17 protein-coding genes are annotated in these 15,136 nt (G+C 60.3%); 9 read left to right on the top strand and 8 right to left on the bottom strand.

What is annotated here, in order from left to right; all coding sequences use genetic code 11:
- The first annotated feature begins 103 nt into the window (after nt 1–103).
- Nucleotides 104–1,339, top strand: coding sequence for a tetracycline resistance MFS efflux pump (locus PM04_RS04595; protein ID WP_038004175.1), 1,236 nt, complete (start codon nt 104–106; stop codon nt 1,337–1,339).
- Here the strand turns inward: PM04_RS04595 and PM04_RS04590 are convergent.
- The 3 genes from PM04_RS04590 to PM04_RS04580 are packed head-to-tail and all read right to left on the bottom strand — an operon-like array spanning nt 1,336 to nt 3,816.
- The gene (locus tag PM04_RS04590; RefSeq protein ID WP_038004173.1) at nt 1,336–2,304 is read right to left on the bottom strand and encodes a threonine/serine dehydratase; all 969 of its coding nucleotides are present in this window, start codon (nt 2,302–2,304) and stop codon (nt 1,336–1,338) included. The genes PM04_RS04595 and PM04_RS04590 overlap by 4 nt on opposite strands.
- Nucleotides 2,301–3,122, bottom strand: coding sequence for an alpha/beta fold hydrolase (locus PM04_RS04585; protein ID WP_038004172.1), 822 nt, complete (start codon nt 3,120–3,122; stop codon nt 2,301–2,303). The genes PM04_RS04590 and PM04_RS04585 overlap by 4 nt, the downstream gene beginning before the upstream one ends.
- Nucleotides 3,123–3,126: 4 nt before the next feature.
- On the bottom strand, nt 3,127–3,816 hold the full coding sequence (locus PM04_RS04580; protein ID WP_038004171.1) for a haloacid dehalogenase type II: 690 nt from the start codon (nt 3,814–3,816) through the stop codon (nt 3,127–3,129).
- Between the two features lie 95 nt (nt 3,817–3,911).
- Between PM04_RS04580 and PM04_RS04575 the strand changes: the two genes are divergently transcribed.
- Nucleotides 3,912–4,286: a VOC family protein gene (locus tag PM04_RS04575; RefSeq protein WP_052068199.1), complete on the top strand. Its 375-nt coding sequence runs from the start codon at nt 3,912–3,914 to the stop codon at nt 4,284–4,286.
- On the opposite strand, the gene irrA is transcribed toward PM04_RS04575, so the two are convergent.
- Nucleotides 4,283–4,726, bottom strand: a complete 444-nt coding sequence (gene irrA / locus PM04_RS04570; protein WP_304413022.1) for an iron response transcriptional regulator IrrA — start codon at nt 4,724–4,726, stop codon at nt 4,283–4,285. The two genes, PM04_RS04575 and irrA, sit on opposite strands and share 4 nt — an antisense overlap.
- A 149-nt stretch (nt 4,727–4,875) precedes the next feature.
- On the opposite strand from irrA, the gene fabA reads away from it, so the two are divergent.
- The 4 genes from fabA (at nt 4,876) to PM04_RS18060 (ending at nt 8,390) form a co-directional block, all read left to right on the top strand.
- Nucleotides 4,876–5,385 carry a bifunctional 3-hydroxydecanoyl-ACP dehydratase/trans-2-decenoyl-ACP isomerase gene (gene fabA / locus PM04_RS04565; protein WP_038004170.1) on the top strand — a complete coding sequence of 170 codons (510 nt, stop codon included), beginning with the start codon at nt 4,876–4,878 and terminating at the stop codon, nt 5,383–5,385.
- 161 nt (nt 5,386–5,546) lie between these two features.
- On the top strand, nt 5,547–6,776 hold the full coding sequence (gene fabB, locus PM04_RS04560) for a beta-ketoacyl-ACP synthase I (RefSeq protein ID WP_038004168.1): 1,230 nt from the start codon (nt 5,547–5,549) through the stop codon (nt 6,774–6,776).
- A 139-nt stretch (nt 6,777–6,915) separates the two neighbouring features.
- A complete protein-coding gene (locus PM04_RS04555; protein ID WP_038004167.1) occupies nt 6,916–7,701 on the top strand; it encodes an enoyl-ACP reductase in 786 nt (261 codons plus the stop codon).
- Between the two features lie 248 nt (nt 7,702–7,949).
- Nucleotides 7,950–8,390 (top strand): hypothetical protein, encoded by a 441-nt coding sequence (locus tag PM04_RS18060; protein WP_038004165.1) that lies wholly within the window; start codon nt 7,950–7,952, stop codon nt 8,388–8,390.
- Here PM04_RS18060 and PM04_RS04545 read toward each other — a convergent pair.
- Genes PM04_RS04545 through PM04_RS04530 form a run of 4 tightly spaced genes read right to left on the bottom strand, consistent with a single transcriptional unit; the run spans nt 8,385 to nt 12,449 of the window.
- Nucleotides 8,385–10,505 carry a molybdopterin-binding protein gene (locus PM04_RS04545; protein ID WP_038004163.1) on the bottom strand — a complete coding sequence of 707 codons (2,121 nt, stop codon included), beginning with the start codon at nt 10,503–10,505 and terminating at the stop codon, nt 8,385–8,387. The genes PM04_RS18060 and PM04_RS04545 overlap by 6 nt on opposite strands.
- Nucleotides 10,502–10,996, bottom strand: a complete 495-nt coding sequence (gene mobB / locus PM04_RS04540) for a molybdopterin-guanine dinucleotide biosynthesis protein B (RefSeq protein WP_038004162.1) — start codon at nt 10,994–10,996, stop codon at nt 10,502–10,504. Before mobB ends, PM04_RS04545 begins: the two co-directional genes overlap by 4 nt.
- Nucleotides 10,993–11,595 carry a molybdenum cofactor guanylyltransferase MobA gene (mobA, locus tag PM04_RS04535; RefSeq protein ID WP_038004161.1) on the bottom strand — a complete coding sequence of 201 codons (603 nt, stop codon included), beginning with the start codon at nt 11,593–11,595 and terminating at the stop codon, nt 10,993–10,995. Before mobA ends, mobB begins: the two co-directional genes overlap by 4 nt.
- Complete coding sequence (locus PM04_RS04530) at nt 11,592–12,449, bottom strand: formate dehydrogenase accessory sulfurtransferase FdhD (RefSeq protein ID WP_038004159.1); 858 nt, start codon at nt 12,447–12,449, stop codon at nt 11,592–11,594. Before PM04_RS04530 ends, mobA begins: the two co-directional genes overlap by 4 nt.
- Nucleotides 12,450–12,524: 75 nt before the next feature.
- Here PM04_RS04530 and PM04_RS04525 point away from each other — a divergent pair, with 75 nt between their 5' ends.
- The 3 genes from PM04_RS04525 to PM04_RS04515 all read left to right on the top strand — a co-directional run bounded on the left by PM04_RS04525 (nt 12,525) and on the right by PM04_RS04515 (nt 14,981).
- Nucleotides 12,525–13,232, top strand: a complete 708-nt coding sequence (locus PM04_RS04525) for an AzlC family ABC transporter permease (protein ID WP_038004157.1) — start codon at nt 12,525–12,527, stop codon at nt 13,230–13,232.
- A complete protein-coding gene (locus PM04_RS04520) occupies nt 13,229–13,558 on the top strand; it encodes an AzlD domain-containing protein (RefSeq protein ID WP_038004156.1) in 330 nt (109 codons plus the stop codon). Before PM04_RS04525 ends, PM04_RS04520 begins: the two co-directional genes overlap by 4 nt.
- A 100-nt stretch (nt 13,559–13,658) precedes the next feature.
- Nucleotides 13,659–14,981, top strand: coding sequence for a DEAD/DEAH box helicase (locus tag PM04_RS04515; RefSeq protein WP_038004155.1), 1,323 nt, complete (start codon nt 13,659–13,661; stop codon nt 14,979–14,981).
- Nucleotides 14,982–15,136 lie beyond the last annotated feature (155 nt).

Below are 15,136 nucleotides of genomic sequence, written 5' to 3'. Positions count from 1 at the left end.
ACCCGGCACTTGCGTGAAACCGCTGTTGAGGTGTAAGGCTGCATTGACACATCAGCCGAAACACGCGGAACGCACATGCCCGCGACAGGGGCAATATTCGATCATGACCAAACCCGCCGCATCCGCGAAGGCCCCTGTATACTTCATCCTTGTAACGGTTGTTTTAGACGCCATGGGGATCGGCCTGATCCTACCGGTCATGCCAGATCTGCTGATGGAGGTTGGCGCATCAGATGTCGCCAAGGCCGCCCTTTGGGGAGGCGTTTTGTCGGCTGTTTATGCCGTGATGCAGTTCCTGTTTTCGCCTACAATTGGGTCACTCTCGGACAGGTTTGGACGGCGCCCGGTACTACTAATCTCAACGGCGGTGCTGTGTTTGGACTATGTCATCATGGCACTGGCGGGCACGTTGGGCTGGCTGCTCATTGGGCGGATCATTGGCGGGATCGCCGCTGCCACCCACGCAACTGCGATTGCCTACATGGCCGACATCTCAGCCCCTGAAAAGAAAAGCGCGAACTTTGGTCTGATCTCGGCCTGTTTCGGGATCGGATTTATCCTTGGCCCCGTTCTTGGCGGGCTGTTAGCAGAATTAGGACCCCGCGCGCCGTTCGTCGCCGCCGCAATCCTCGCGGGTGCGAACTTTCTCTATGGGCTGTTGATCCTGCCTGAAACCGTCACGGATCGTACCCGCCGCCCGTTTCAGATCAAACGTGCAAACCCCTTTGGCGCGCTGAAATATGTAACCGCTATTCCCGGTGTGGGGATCTTGCTTGCGTGCTATTTTTTCTACCAGATTGCGAACATGGTCTACCCAGCTGTCTGGGCTTATTACACCAGCGCCGCGTTTGATTGGGGGCCGCGCATGGTGGGCATTTCGCTGGCCTGCTACGGCATATCAATGGCGCTGGTCCAAGGCGGATTGATCCGTGTGATCATCGCCCGTTTGGGGGAAATGCGCACGGTCTACGTGTTCCTTTGGTACAACGCTGTGATGCTGTCGGTCATCACGTTCATCGGCAGCGGCTGGCTCCTGCTTGCGCTGACGCCGCTATCTGCCCTTGGCGCGGTTGTGGCACCTGCCCTGCAATCGGTGATGTCGCAACGGGCCGCTGACAACCAGCAGGGCGAATTGCAGGGGGTGATGTCTTCGATCAATGCGATCGGGATGATCGTGGCACCCTTGGTCTTTACCCAAGTGTTTTGGCAGTTCACCGCCCCCACAACGCCCGTCTTTTTGCCCGGTGCGCCGTTTATGGCCGCCGCGGTTTTGATGGCGGTTGCGGGGGCGATTTATGCGATGGGCCTACGGGTCAGCGGCCCGGCAGGCGCACGCTAGCCAAACCTCTCTAGCGCGTTCACAAACACGTCTCGGTCCACGTTACCACCGGAGGCAACGGCCACGATATCAGACGTGCCTTCGCTGTGGAACAAAGCGGCCGCAAGCGCGATTGCCCCGCCGGGTTCCAGCACCACCTTGAGCCGGTCCCACGCGAGTGCCATTGCCCGCAGGCAATCATCCTCGGGCACAACGATGCCGGGGCCGCACAAGCGTTGCAGGATTGGAAATGTAATATCACCGGGTTGCGGCGTGATGATCGCGTCACACAAAGAGCCAGAGCTGCGCGCATTGCGCTGGATCGTGCCCGTCGCAAGGCTGCGGGTGACGTCATCGAAAAACTCAGGTTCCACGGGACGAACGGTTACACCGGGCATCTCCGCCTCAAGCGCCAACGCGATGCCAGAGGTCAGCCCACCGCCACCGCAACACACCAACACCTCTTGCGGGGTGACACCCAGATCAGCCGCTTGGGCCGCGATCTCTAGCCCGCAGGTGCCTTGACCAGCGATCACCAACGGCTCATCAAACGGTTTCACGAGGGTCATGCCACGCTCAACCGTGAGGCACGCGCCAATGGAGTCCCGGTCCTCAGTGTCCCGATCATACAGCACCACCTCAGCGCCCAGCGCACGGGTGTTTTCAATTTTCACACGAGGAGCGTCGGCAGGCATAATGATGACGCAAGGCACCCCATGACTGCGCGCCGCCATAGCGACACCCTGCGCGTGGTTCCCCGATGAAAAGGCCAAAATCCCCTTGGAACGCTCGGCCTCCGACAGGGCCGAAACCGCCGACCATGCGCCGCGGAACTTGAAGCTACCAGTGTGCTGCAAGGCCTCGACCTTTACGAACACACGCCGGCCAGCGATCTCATCCAGGAAGGCCGAGTTCAACAAAGGCGTGACGCGGGCATGGCCCTTCAGCCGCTCCGCTGCGGCGCAGATCATGGTCAAATCGCTCATAGCAGCATCATCCATTCGTTCAGAGCATCCAGCGCTTCGGCTTCATCTAAAAAGGGCACATGGCCGCGCTTGGGCACTTCGGCATAGATCATGTCGGGGTTGCGCGCTTGCATTTCGGCGGCCGTTTCGGCCGTGAGCAAGTTCGAATTAGCCCCACGGATCAGGCAGCAGGGCAAAGGCGTCAGCGCGTCAAACAGCGGCCAAAGGTCGGGAATGGGTTGCGCGCCTGCCTCAAGGATCGCGTCGCGCAGGCTTGGATCGTAGTTCAGGCCAAGCCCCTCCTCGGTCTCGACATAGTGCTTCTCGACCTCCTCGCGCCAACGCTCCTCGGGGACATCGTCGAACCCGGGCAGAAGACTGGCGCGGACCTTAACTGCATCCTCATACGTTTTGGCTGTGGGCGGGATGCCGAGGTAGTCGCGAATGTCCTCCATCCCGCTTTCCGCAATTTCAGGGCCGATGTCGTTCAGGCAAACACCCAACAATTTGTCCGGCACGGTCGCGGCCAACGCCATGGCAATTAAACCGCCCCGCGAGGTGCCCAAAATCGCCACCTCATCCAAGGCCAGCTCATCCAAAAGCTCCAGCACATCGCGCGCTTCAACCGGGATGGAATACGTGCTCCAATCCTTGGCCCAGCCGCTTTTGCCCCGCCCGCGATAGTCCAGACGGATCAAGCGTGCCCCATCCAGATAGGGAGCAACGTAGTCAAAATCGGTGCCGTTGCGCGTCAGCCCAGCCAAACAAAGGATCGGCGTACCGGCCCCCTCATCTGTGTAGTGCAAGGTCAAGCCATCGGATGTTGTGAATTCGGGCATATGCTTAGAACGTCCTTGCAAGATCAGGGATGGGGGTCAGATCGTCCAACACATGGGCGGGCCGATGCGGTAGGCGGTCCACAGGTTCGGCGGCGCGGTTCACCCAAACGGTGTTGAACCCATAGCCGGTTGCCCCCGCCACGTCCCAGCCGTTGGACGACACAAACAAGACCTCGTTTGGGGCGCAATCGAATGCTGTGCCGACCATGTCGTACACCGCCTGCGCGGGCTTGAAGATGCCGACGCTTTCTACGCTCAGCACGTGGTCCAAGTGCCGCGCAATCCCGGCGGATTTGACCGCACCGGCCAGCATCTCGGGCGAGCCGTTGGACAGGATGCCCGTTTTGAAGCCCGCTGATGTCAACGTATCCAACATACCGGGCACCTCTGGATAGGCAGACAACTCCCAGTAGAGCGCCATGAGGCGTTCGCGCAACGCGGCCTCACCCGCAAGGCCGGAGCGCTCTAGCGCCCAGTCCAAACCGTTGCCGGTGACTTCCCAGAAATCTGTGTGCTCACCCGTGATGGCCCGCAACCACGTGTATTGCAGCTGCTTCAGCCGCCAGTCGTTGGCAATGGTTGGCCACGTCTCCGCAATCATGGCGAATTCGGGTTCGGCTGCAGCCTCGCGCGCGGCGGATGCCACGTCGAACAGAGTTCCGTAGGCATCAAAGATGCAAGTTGTGATTGGCATATCGTGTGCTCCCTCAAGGTGCACACATTGCATCGCGCAAAGCCCACACTCAAGCCACGAGATGTGATACATTCCCATCACATTAGGAGATTGCCATGACATTTATTCCCGGAACGATCCTTTGGACCGAATTGATGACCTCGGACCCCCACGCCGCAGCCGCGTATTACAACCGAACCGCGGGCTGGACCGTTGAAGAGGTTGATATGGGCACGGGCCCCTACCACGTCGCGCGGATAGGCGACACGATGGTGGCCGGCATCATGGGCATGCCTGAGGGGATGGAGGACGTTGAACCCTATTGGCTCAGCTATATCGGGGTGCAGGACGTGGATGCCACGGCAGCCGAGGCAGAAGCCGCCGGTGCGACAATCATACAGCCACCCTTTGAGGTGCAGGGTGTCGGACGCATGACAATTCTAAAGGATCCGTTCGGCGCGCAAATCGCCTACATGACCCCAAGCGGCTAGTTCGCTTTGGGGCGCAGCCGAATGACAACATCGACCTTGGCGATCTCCATCCCTTCGGGGGGCGATGGCAGGCGCGCGATTTGCAATTCATCCGCACTGGCATCCGTGAGGGAATTGCTCCCCTCCCAGTAGAAATGCGGGTGATCTTCGGTGCGTGTGTCGAAGTAGGAGCCCGTGCCATCAACAGTGATTTCCTGCACCAACCCGGCATCAGAGAAAGCCCGCAGCGTATTATAAACCGTCGCGAGCGAGACCTTATCACCCACACGGCCCGCCGCATCGTGCAGCCATTCGGCAGTGACATGGCGATCCGCCCCGTCACCCACCAGAATACCAGCCAAAAGCACGCGCTGGCGCGTTGGTCGCAGCCCCGCGCCCGAAAGCCAATCTGCTCCGCGTGTCAGCGCCTCAGGGGCCATTTTGATGTCCGTTTTCTCCATGATCTTAATATAGTGCGAGTTGCGACCAATTTTCAATGGGCCTGTGCCGGGCGCACTGACGCACACAACGGGGAGTAGCACGCGCCCTTGCGGACCCCAAACCTTGAATGCTAAGCCCGGTTAATCGCGACACATTCGAAGGATTGACCATGGCCGATTTCCCCAGTTCTTTCGACAAGGAAGCCCTCCTGCAATGCTCACGCGGAGAGCTGTTTGGCCCTGGCAATGCCCAGTTGCCCGCTCCGCCCATGCTGATGATGGACCGGATCACCGAGATTTCGGGTGACGGCGGACCGCACGGCAAGGGCCACGTGATCGCAGAATTCGACATCACACCCGACCTTTGGTTCTTTGATTGCCACTTTCCCGGCAATCCAATCATGCCCGGCTGTTTGGGTCTGGATGGGCTGTGGCAGCTGACCGGTTTCAACCTTGGCTGGCGCGGCTGGCAGGGACGCGGCTATGCGCTTGGCGTGGGTGAGGTCAAACTGACGGGTATGGTGCGCCCTGACCGCAAGATGCTGAAATACCACGTGCATTTCACCAAAGCGATCCAAACGCGCCGCCTGACCATGGGCGTAGCTGACGGCATCGTCGAGGCCGACGGCGAAGTGATCTATCAGGTCAAAGACATGAAAGTCGCGCTGAGCGAGACTTAACGCGCCTGCGGCATCACCGATAATTCGTATCCTTTCAGTCACCCGCAAGCCCGCGGGTGACTTGATTCTGCGTTCCGCACACCAACCTTTAGATCACCCGGGCCTTGCTCCTCCACGACCCCTCGCCTAAACACAAATGCGACCGGATCGAGGAGAACCCCATGCGTAGAGTTGTTGTCACAGGTATTGGCATCGTGTCCCCCATCGGCAATACGCCCGATGAGGTCGAAGCGAGCCTGCGCGCAGGCAAGTCCGGTATCACATTCTCAGAATCCTATGCCGAGCATGGGTTCCGCAGCCAAGTCCACGGCGTGCCGGACATCGATCTGGCCGAAAACATCGACAAACGGCAGCTGCGGTTCATGGGGCCGGGTGCAGCCTACAACTACATCGCGATGGAACGCGCGATTGCAGACAGCGGCTTGGCGGAAAACGAAGTCTCGAACGAGCGCACAGGCCTTGTGATGGGGTCCGGTGGGCCATCGACCTCAAATTTCTTTACCGCCTTTGACACCGTGATCAACAAGGGCAGCCCCAAGCGCATGGGCCCCTTCATGGTCACGCGCTGTATGTCGTCCACGAACTCGGCGTGTCTTGCGACGCCGTTCAAGATCAAGGGCGTGAACTATTCGATCACATCCGCCTGCACCACATCGCTGCACTGCATGGGCAACGCGACGGAGCAAATCCAATTCGGCAAGCAAGATATCGTGTTTGCCGGCGGCGGTGAGGAAGTCGATTGGACCCTCTCGTGCCTGTTCGACGCAATGGGCGCCATGTCGTCCAAATACAACGACGCCCCCGAAACCGCGTCCCGCCCCTATGACAGCACCCGCGACGGCTTTGTCATCGCCGGCGGCGCCGGTGTTGTGGTCCTAGAGGAACGCGAACGCGCGATTGCCCGTGGCGCCAAAATCTACGGCGAAGTTACTGGCTACGGCGCAACATCCGACGGCCATGATATGGTTGCCCCCTCCGGTGAAGGCGGGGAACGTGCGATGCGTTTGGCGCTGAGCACACTGCCTGAGGACCGCTCCATCGGGTACATCAATGCCCACGGCACCTCGACCCCTGTGGGCGACATCAAAGAAATCGTGGCTTGCCGCAACATCTGGGGTGAGGGCAACACGCCCCCGGTCGGCTCGACCAAATCCATGACAGGTCACAGCCTCGGCGCGACCGGCGTGCAGGAAGCGATCTATTCCATGATCATGATGAACAAGGGCTTCATCGCGCCCTCGATCAACGTCAACGATCTGGACGAAAACCTCGCCCCTGCCGAGATCAACACCGAGCTGAAGGAAAACGCTGAGATCGACTCGATCTTGTCGAACTCGTTCGGCTTTGGCGGCACCAACGGCACGGTCATCATCTCCAAGCATCGCGACTAAGCGCTCCGCTAACTTCCAAGTGCCGTGCCCGGCTTGGGCGCGGCCTATCAGCGTGCCCGCCCTTCAAATGCCGCCCAAAGCTTGACCGCCCCGCGCCCGTCCCCTACCGCTCACTCTAAATAGTGAAAAAGGAGACACCATGGGACTGATGGACGGCAAAAAAGGCCTGATCATGGGGGTCGCGAACGAGCGCTCCATTGCGTGGGGCATCGCCAAGGCCATGGCAGAGCAAGGCGCCGAGCTGGCGTTCACGTACCAAGGCGAAGGCTTTGGCAAACGGGTCGCACCGCTTGCCGCGTCATTGGGCTCAGACATCCTTGTGGATGCGGACGTCACCGATGATGCGTCACTCGACGCCGCCTTTGACACCCTCAAAGATCGCTGGGGCAGCCTCGATTTCCTTGTCCATGCCATCGCGTTCTCGGACAAGTCGGAACTGACGGGCCGTTTCGTCAACACCAGCCGGTCGAATTTCAAAAATTCGCTCGATATTTCCTGTTATTCGTTCATCGAAGTGTCCCGCCGGGCTGCTGAAATGATGCCCAATGGCGGCACGCTGCTCACGCTGACCTTTGATGGCTCGCAACGCGTCACACCGTTCTACAACGTGATGGGCGTGGCCAAGGCGGCGCTTGAGGCATCGGTTCGCTATCTTGCCGCTGATCTGGGCCCCGACGGGATCCGCGTGAACGCCCTGTCGCCCGGCCCGATGAAAACCCTTGCGGGGGCGGCCATCGGTGGCGCGCGCAAAACCTATCGGCATACCGAACAAAACGCGCCGCTCCGTTCTAACGCGACGCTTGAGGCTGTGGGCGGCACAGCCGTGTACCTCGCATCTGAGATGGGGGCCTGCACCACGGGTGAGGTCGTGCATATTGATGGCGGCTATCACGTGATGGGCATGCCGCACCCCGACAACCTGTAAGGGGCTGACACCGTCAACGGGCGCGTTTTGGGGGCGCCCGTTAACCTAATTTTAAGGTAAATGAACAATTAGAGGCCCAGCGCGCGAACTGGCAAATTAATGACATAATGGGTGCAGAAACTGCGCTTTGTTGCTCATTCAGGACCTAATGATCCCGATATAATTCGCAAATACCGGCCAAAGTGCCCAAATTTTGCCAACCTCAGCCGCTATGTTGAAAGGACATTAACCTTAACGAGTGGCTTATTATGTTTTTTCGCGACTTCCTAAATGACGATGCCGGCGCGCTGACGCTGGACTGGGTGGTGCTTACCGCTGCCCTGGTCGGGACGGGTATCGCAGTGGTTTCAACCGTCAGTACCGGTGTAGATGGTCTGGCTGTAACCACCGAGGCGGACCTAAACGGATCGATCATCCGCAAGACCTTTGTGGGCAACCTTTGTAAAGGTGGCCTTGAAGCGGTACAAATGAATGAAAACGCGCGGGTGACCGCAGCACGCGCCAACGGCATTGACACCGATGCTATCAATGTGCGCAGCGCGCTCAACGCGCTGGAAACCGGCAAGGGCGATGCAGAAATCCTGCACCTGTATTCCAGAATGCAGGCCGTCACATTCGCGCCGTTAGACAGCGAGATCACCGAAAAACGCCTGCTGGAATGTGAAATCCAGCGGCGCGGTTTGCTATAGCCGCAAAAGCGCGTCGTAGGGCAGCACTCGCACCATGTCGCCGCGCTGGATTTCTAGCGCGTCCGACGGCAGGTCGATCAACGCATCCGCCCAAGACAGCCCCGACACCCGGCCCGATCCTTCGGATGAGTAGGCCTCAACCCCTTGGGGCGTGATTTTCGCGCGCAAAAATTCACGACGTCCCGCTTTTTTGCCCTTGGCAAATTGTGCGGGCAGCCACGTGGGTCGTGGTGTGCGCCAACCCGCGCCTGCAAGCACTGCCAGCGCGGGGCGGGCAAAGATGGCCGCCGTGACAAAAGCCGCAACCGGGTTGCCGGGCAAACCAAATAGCGGCACGCCCTGCCACAGGCCCAGCGCAAGCGGACGCCCCGGTTTTACCGCAATGCGCCATAGAGTGTGCTGCCCCTCAGCCGTCAGGAGTGCGGACATATGATCCTCATCCCCGCCCGAGGCACCGCCAGACGTCAGGATCGCGTCGCACCGACTGGCCGCATCATTCAATAGCGCGCGCAAGGCATCGCGATCATCAGGGGCACGGCCCAAATGGACAGCCTCCATCCCCCAACCCGCGATCAAACCACGCAGCATAGGGCCGTTCGCATCATAAATCTGCGCAGGTGCCACGGCCGCGCCGGGGGCAGCCAGCTCATCGCCCGTAGACAGCACACCCACACGCAGGCGCCGCCACACCGGAACACTGCCGTGGCCAAGCGCCGATAGCGTCGCCAAATCCGGTGCGCGGACAACGTGACCCGCATCGAAAATCGGCGCGCCGGCTTTTTGGTCCTCACCCGCGCGGCGGGTATTTGCGCCGGGCTTTGGCAACGCGGACAGGTGCAAGGCACCCGCATCCAGCGCGACGTCCTCTTGCATCACGATCGTATCCACGCCCGCAGGCACGGGTGCACCCGTCAGAACGCGCACCGCATGCCCGGGGGGTACGATCCCGTCATAGGGCACACCAGCCGCCGTACGCCCATCCAACAGCGGCATCCGCAGCGCGCCCGAGGCATGGGCAAAGCCGTAGCCATCAACGGCCGCATTCGCGGTCGGTGGGTTGTCTCGCAGGGCGACAATATCTTGTGCCAGAACACGACCAAGGCTGTGCTCAAGCTCCACGACCTCCGCGGCTACAACTCGGCTTAATCCATCGCGCAGGTGGTCCAACGCCTCGTCCACGGGGGTCCAATGCACGCCGGGCGGCAGGGCAAAACAATCGTTCTTGAGGGGCGGCGCCACCGGCGCACGCGCGGCATTTGCCCCAAAAATCCACCCCTCCTCGGCGGGATCGCCCTCACCATGGAACCATCCCTCAAGCGTACCATTTGCTTGGGCTGTCAGGATCGCCTCAACCACCCAACGGACCTGCGCGGCATCGAGGATGTCATAGCCCGCGCCGGGGTATTCCAAATCCAACGCCCCGGGATCGCTTGGGGCCAGCATCGACGGATAGATCTCAGCCACAGTGATTGCGGCCTCGGGTGCCTGCCACCCGCTTTGCAGGGGCCAAACCGATAGGTCATCACCGTACCGCGCCCGGAGTGCTGCAAGTCGCGGCAGCCCCAACAAGCTTTGAGAGCCGACCGACCCCGTGGTGAACAGCTTCCACGCGGGCTGCGCGCTGCGGATGTTGGCCTCAACCCGGCGGCGTTCGGCCATGCCATGCCCGTGCCGCGCCGTGCCTTTGGCCGGTAGGTCCGGCAGCTCAACCTGCGCAGGGCACCCCCAAAAGGGACCAACACCAGAACAGGCGCGGTTCATTTCGGCGGCGACCTCAAATCGGTTGTTGGCATTGTCAGGCGCATCCGACACGCGCGCTGCAAGCCAATCCCACACGGCAAGCGCGCCGCGCTGGCCGGTCAGCGTTTCGGCAAAACCATCGGGATAACCAAAGGCGAAATCAAAGCCCAAAAACACCCGTTCCTTTGCTGCGAGGGCGGCATCCAGAAGGGTATGAATATGTGCCATCGCGTCCATGCGGGTGCGACAATAAACGGGGTGCGTGATTTCACCGGGCCGTCCGGCACAGATAAAGATACTGTCTTTGGTCGGAGCCTTTGGCCCCGGCTTGGCCCGTGCGGACCAATCAACCGCGATCACCAGATCATAGGTCAAAGGCCCAGATCCTGTGCAATGAACGCCGCGATGGCCGCCGTATCATCGAGGTCAAACACTGGCACGGACGCGCTAGGGTTGCTGTCGCTGGCCACGGCCCGAATGGTCGTGTTGGTCTCGGCCAACAGTGCGGATGTGCCCGCTGCGGCGCGGTGCGCCTCAACCTTGGGATGATCACTGGATTTGAACCCTTCAACCAGCACCAAATCAACGGGTGCCATCTGCGCCAAGAGATCACGCAATTCGGGCTCAGGCGCGTCGCGATGTTCGGTCAGCAGCGCGGAACGACTGGCAGAGGCCAGCATCACCTGATCCGCCCCGGCCACACGGTGACGATGCGTGTCGGTGCCCGCGACCTCAAGGTCGACCGCATGGTGCGTATGCTTAATCGTCGACACGCGCAGACCTTGGCCCGTGAAATGGGTGACCAATCGCTCCATCAACCCGGTCTTGCCGCAGTTTTTCCAGCCCGTAATGCCATAGTGCTTCATAGGGCGGCCTCAGCCGTCGCAAGGTCATCTGGCGTGTTGATGTTGAAAAACGGATCAAGCCCTGTGACCGGAAACTCAGCCATGCCAGCGCCGTGGCGGTCGGTCCAGTGCAGCACTTTGCGGAGCCCACCTTCGAGGGCTGCACGCAGGTCATGGCGCAACGCAGTGGGCCACAGCCCAAACGTCGGTTGGTGCCACAGCTTGCCATCCTCATCCCGGGTCGCGGCAAGAGCCACACCCTCGGGACCCGCAGCCAGCAATAGACGCGGCACCAGATCAGCGGGGAAAAATGGCGTATCAGCAGCAGCCGTCACGATATGCGGCGCGCCGGTTTCGGCGGCCCATTCCAGCCCAGCCAAAACACCCGCGAGGGGACCCGCGAAACCATCCACACTGTCGGGCAGCACCGGCAAGCCCAGATCAGTAAACCGGGTCGCGTCGCCATTGGCATTCAGAGCCATACGGTCAACCTGCGGCTCTAGCCGATCAATGACACGCGCAAACAAACTGCGCCCACCGACGCGGAGGCGACCTTTGTCACCGCCGCCCATACGTGTGGCCAAACCACCCGCAAGGATCACCCCATGAGGTTGGATCATGCCTGTGCTCCCTTGCGGCGATGCTTGCTGCTTTCGTCCGAAACCGCGCTGAGATCAGCGTCGTATACCAACCGCTCCGCCCCGCTAAGGCACACAAATCGCTGCCCACGTAAACGCCCCACAACCGTCAGACCAATCTCTTGGGCGATTTCAACACCCCAAGCGGTAAAGCCCGACCGGGACACAAGCGCCGGGATGCCCATCAATGCGCATTTGATCACCATCTCGGACGTAAGGCGCCCGGTCGTATAGAGCGTCTTGTCACCCGCAGGCGTTCCTGTGGACCTCATCCAACCCGCGACTTTATCCACCGCATTGTGGCGGCCAACGTCCTCCATATAGACCAAGGGTTGGTCACCTTGGCATAGAACCGTGCCATGGATCGCTCCCGCATCTAGGTAGAGTGAGGGCATCTGATTGATCGCCTTTGACAGAGAATACAGGTCCGAGGTCCGCACCTGTGTGGCGGGCAGCTCCAGCCCCTCTAACCCCTCCATCATGTCACCAAAAACGGTGCCCACAGCGCAACCGCTTGTGCGGGTGGCGCGGGCCAGTTTGGCTTCATGGTTCGTCTCAACCTCAGTGCGCACAACGACAACCTCGAGCTCTTCGTCGTAGTCAACGCCCGTCACAACATCATCCGGGCCAACCATCCCTTGGTTCACCAAAAACCCAAGCCCCAAGTATTCGGGATAATCCCCAATCGTCATCGAGGTCACGATTTCGCGGCTATTGAGGTAAATCGTCAGGGGGCGTTCTTCGACCACGCGCAGATCAACCTCAGCCCCGGTCTGATCACGCCCAACGACGGCCCGCGTGAGCCGCGGCAAAGAAGGATCGGGGGCAATAATCATGCGCTTGTTTCTCCGAAGGTGGGTGCGTACACCGGACGCAACTGCGCCGACTGAGGCACAACTTTGGGGCGTTTCATGGCAATTTCCAACCCGAAAACAGCATACTGGCGCGGCTTTCGCGCGGGCGCGCCATTTCTGTTGGTTATCGTCCCATTTGGGGCGCTTTTTGGCGTTGTTGGGACCGAAGCCGGGCTACCCCTGTTAGAGGTCATGGCGTTCTCGGTCCTTGTGATCGCGGGGGCCGCGCAGTTCACCGCCGTTCAGTTGATGACCGAACAGGCCCCAACCATAATCGTGATCATATCGGCGTTGGCCGTGAACCTGCGCATGGCGATGTATTCGGCGTCGCTGGCCCAGCATTTGGGGGCAGCCCCGCTGTGGCAACGGGCCTTTATCGCCTATCTGTGCGTGGATCAAAGCTACGCCTGTTCAATCAACGAATACGAAAGCAGGCCCAATCTGACCATCCCGGAAAAGGTCGCCTTTTTCGTCGGAAGCATCAGCACCGTCGCCCCAATGTGGTATATCGCAACCTATGCGGGGGCGGTTCTGGGCATGGCGATCCCGCCAGAATACGCCCTCGACTTCGCGGTTCCGATCACATTCCTTGCGATTATCGCACCCGCGTTGCGCACCTTACCCCACGTCATTGCAGCCGTCATTTCCGCGGCCCTCGCACTGGCGTTTGTCTGGGTGCCCTACAACCTCGGGCTGATTATCGCGGCCGTTTTCGCAATGATTGCAGGCGCGCAGTCTGAGCTTTGGCTGGAGCGTCGGCAATGAATTATTCCACCCCAACCATCTGGCTCATCATCGTCTGCCTCGCTTTGGGGACGTTCGTGCTTCGATTTGTTTTCATTGGACTTGTTGGCGACCGCGAGATGCCTGCATGGCTGCTACGGCACCTGCGATATACAGCCGTTGCGGTGATGCCCGGGTTGATTGCGCCTTTGGTCTTGTGGCCCGCCGCAACCGGGGGCCAACCCGACCCTGCGCGGCTTAGCGCGGCGGGGGCTGCACTTGCGGTTGGCATCCTCACCAAGAACGTTATCGGAGCCATCGTCAGCGGGATCGTGACCCTGTACGCGGTCCAGTATCTGTTGACATAATCGCTGCGCTGCCGCATTAGGGCCACTCAATCACGTCTCCCGAGAGTGCCATGTGGCGCTCGGTGTCGGAGAAGACGTCCGACATCTAAGGATACCGTTGATGGATTTCGACATGCTGGGCCTTGCGCCCCGCCTCACACGTGCGCTGGCTGATCAAGGCCTTACACAGCCAACCCCCATTCAGACCCAAGCCATTCCCCATGCCATGAACGGCAAGGATGTAATGGGCCTTGCGCAGACAGGCACCGGCAAGACGGCGGCCTTTGGCCTGCCTATGATCCACGCGCTTTTGACCGCGGGCACTAAGCCAGAGGCGAAAACTGTGCGCGGTTTGATCCTTGCGCCAACGCGCGAACTGGCCAAGCAGATCACCGACAACCTGCGCGCCTACACCGAAGGTTCACACCTGAAAGTACAGCTAGTTGTGGGCGGCGTCGGCCTTGGGCCGCAGGTCAAACGCCTAGAGCGCGGTGCCGACCTGTTGGTCGCGACCCCCGGTCGCCTGCTCGATCTGCTGGATCGCAAGGCGATGCGCTTGGATGAAACCCAGTTCCTCGTGCTGGACGAAGCGGACCAAATGCTGGACCTCGGCTTTATCCACGCACTTCGCAAAATCGCGTCTCTGCTGCCCGCGCAACGTCAGACCATGCTGTTTTCGGCCACAATGCCCAAGCAGATGGAAGAAATTGCTGGCAAGTACCTGACCAACCCTGTCCGCGTACAGGTTTCGCCCCCTGGCAAAACCGCCGACAAGGTGACGCAGAAAATTCACTTCATCGCGCAGGCTGAAAAATCCAAACTCCTGATTGAGTTGTTGGGTGAGCACCGCAAGGAACTCGCGCTCGTGTTTTCCCGCACCAAGCATGGTGCGGAGAAGCTGATGAAAAGCCTCGTGAACGCGGGCTTTACGGCTGTTTCGGTGCACGGCAACAAATCCCAAGGCCAACGTACCCGCGCGCTTGAGGCCTTCAAGGCTGAAGAAGCCATGATCATGGTGGCCACTGATGTGGCGGCTCGTGGTCTCGACATTCCCGGCGTGCGCCACGTTTACAACTTCGATCTGCCCAACGTGGCCGAAAACTATGTTCACCGCATCGGTCGTACAGCACGAGCTGGGCGTGATGGGGCGGCTATTGCATTTTGTGCCCCTGATGAGATCGGCTGCCTGAAAGACATCGAGAAGGTCATCAAGCTAGACATCCCCGTGGCCTCTGGCCGTCGCTGGGAACCGTCGCATGGGGATGCCACTAAGCCTTCGGGTCGCAGTGGTGGCGGACGCCGTGGTGGCCCCGGTGGTCAAGGGCGCGGCCCGGCCAAGGGTGGCGCACCCAAGGCTGGCAAACCCAAACCACAGGGCAAGCCTGGCGGTCCACGTCGCAATAAACGCCCCTCCGGTGGCGGTCGCAGCAAATCCGCCGCATAGACGCCGCGTAGAAAACGACACGCCTGCGGTGCAGATCCGTTTGCACCGCAGATGTTGAGCCGAATTAAGGTTTCTGACATCATTTCTGCGTATGCCCCAATGAATGGAGCGATGCGGTATGAGGCTATGATGAAATCTTGGATGCTCGCCGCTTG

This window comes from Thalassobacter sp. 16PALIMAR09 (genome assembly GCF_000765485.1).
Taxonomy (GTDB): domain Bacteria; phylum Pseudomonadota; class Alphaproteobacteria; order Rhodobacterales; family Rhodobacteraceae; genus Thalassobacter; species Thalassobacter stenotrophicus.
This window is presented reverse-complemented; position numbering and strand designations above follow the sequence as displayed.

What these genes read in the sequence shown, in the direction of transcription:
- PM04_RS04595 (WP_038004175.1), top strand. Translation starts at nt 104, where the DNA reads ATGACCAAACCCGCCGCATCCGCGAAGGCCCCTGTATACTTCATCCTT.
- PM04_RS04590 (WP_038004173.1), bottom strand. Translation starts at nt 2,304, where the DNA reads ATGAGCGATTTGACCATGATCTGCGCCGCAGCGGAGCGGCTGAAGGGC.
- PM04_RS04585 (WP_038004172.1), bottom strand. Translation starts at nt 3,122, where the DNA reads ATGCCCGAATTCACAACATCCGATGGCTTGACCTTGCACTACACAGAT.
- PM04_RS04580 (WP_038004171.1), bottom strand. Translation starts at nt 3,816, where the DNA reads ATGCCAATCACAACTTGCATCTTTGATGCCTACGGAACTCTGTTCGAC.
- PM04_RS04575 (WP_052068199.1), top strand. Translation starts at nt 3,912, where the DNA reads ATGACATTTATTCCCGGAACGATCCTTTGGACCGAATTGATGACCTCG.
- irrA (WP_304413022.1), bottom strand. Translation starts at nt 4,726, where the DNA reads ATGGAGAAAACGGACATCAAAATGGCCCCTGAGGCGCTGACACGCGGA.
- fabA (WP_038004170.1), top strand. Translation starts at nt 4,876, where the DNA reads ATGGCCGATTTCCCCAGTTCTTTCGACAAGGAAGCCCTCCTGCAATGC.
- fabB (WP_038004168.1), top strand. Translation starts at nt 5,547, where the DNA reads ATGCGTAGAGTTGTTGTCACAGGTATTGGCATCGTGTCCCCCATCGGC.
- PM04_RS04555 (WP_038004167.1), top strand. Translation starts at nt 6,916, where the DNA reads ATGGGACTGATGGACGGCAAAAAAGGCCTGATCATGGGGGTCGCGAAC.
- PM04_RS18060 (WP_038004165.1), top strand. Translation starts at nt 7,950, where the DNA reads ATGTTTTTTCGCGACTTCCTAAATGACGATGCCGGCGCGCTGACGCTG.
- mobB (WP_038004162.1), bottom strand. Translation starts at nt 10,996, where the DNA reads ATGAAGCACTATGGCATTACGGGCTGGAAAAACTGCGGCAAGACCGGG.
- mobA (WP_038004161.1), bottom strand. Translation starts at nt 11,595, where the DNA reads ATGATCCAACCTCATGGGGTGATCCTTGCGGGTGGTTTGGCCACACGT.
- PM04_RS04530 (WP_038004159.1), bottom strand. Translation starts at nt 12,449, where the DNA reads ATGATTATTGCCCCCGATCCTTCTTTGCCGCGGCTCACGCGGGCCGTC.
- PM04_RS04525 (WP_038004157.1), top strand. Translation starts at nt 12,525, where the DNA reads ATGGCAATTTCCAACCCGAAAACAGCATACTGGCGCGGCTTTCGCGCG.
- PM04_RS04520 (WP_038004156.1), top strand. Translation starts at nt 13,229, where the DNA reads ATGAATTATTCCACCCCAACCATCTGGCTCATCATCGTCTGCCTCGCT.
- PM04_RS04515 (WP_038004155.1), top strand. Translation starts at nt 13,659, where the DNA reads ATGGATTTCGACATGCTGGGCCTTGCGCCCCGCCTCACACGTGCGCTG.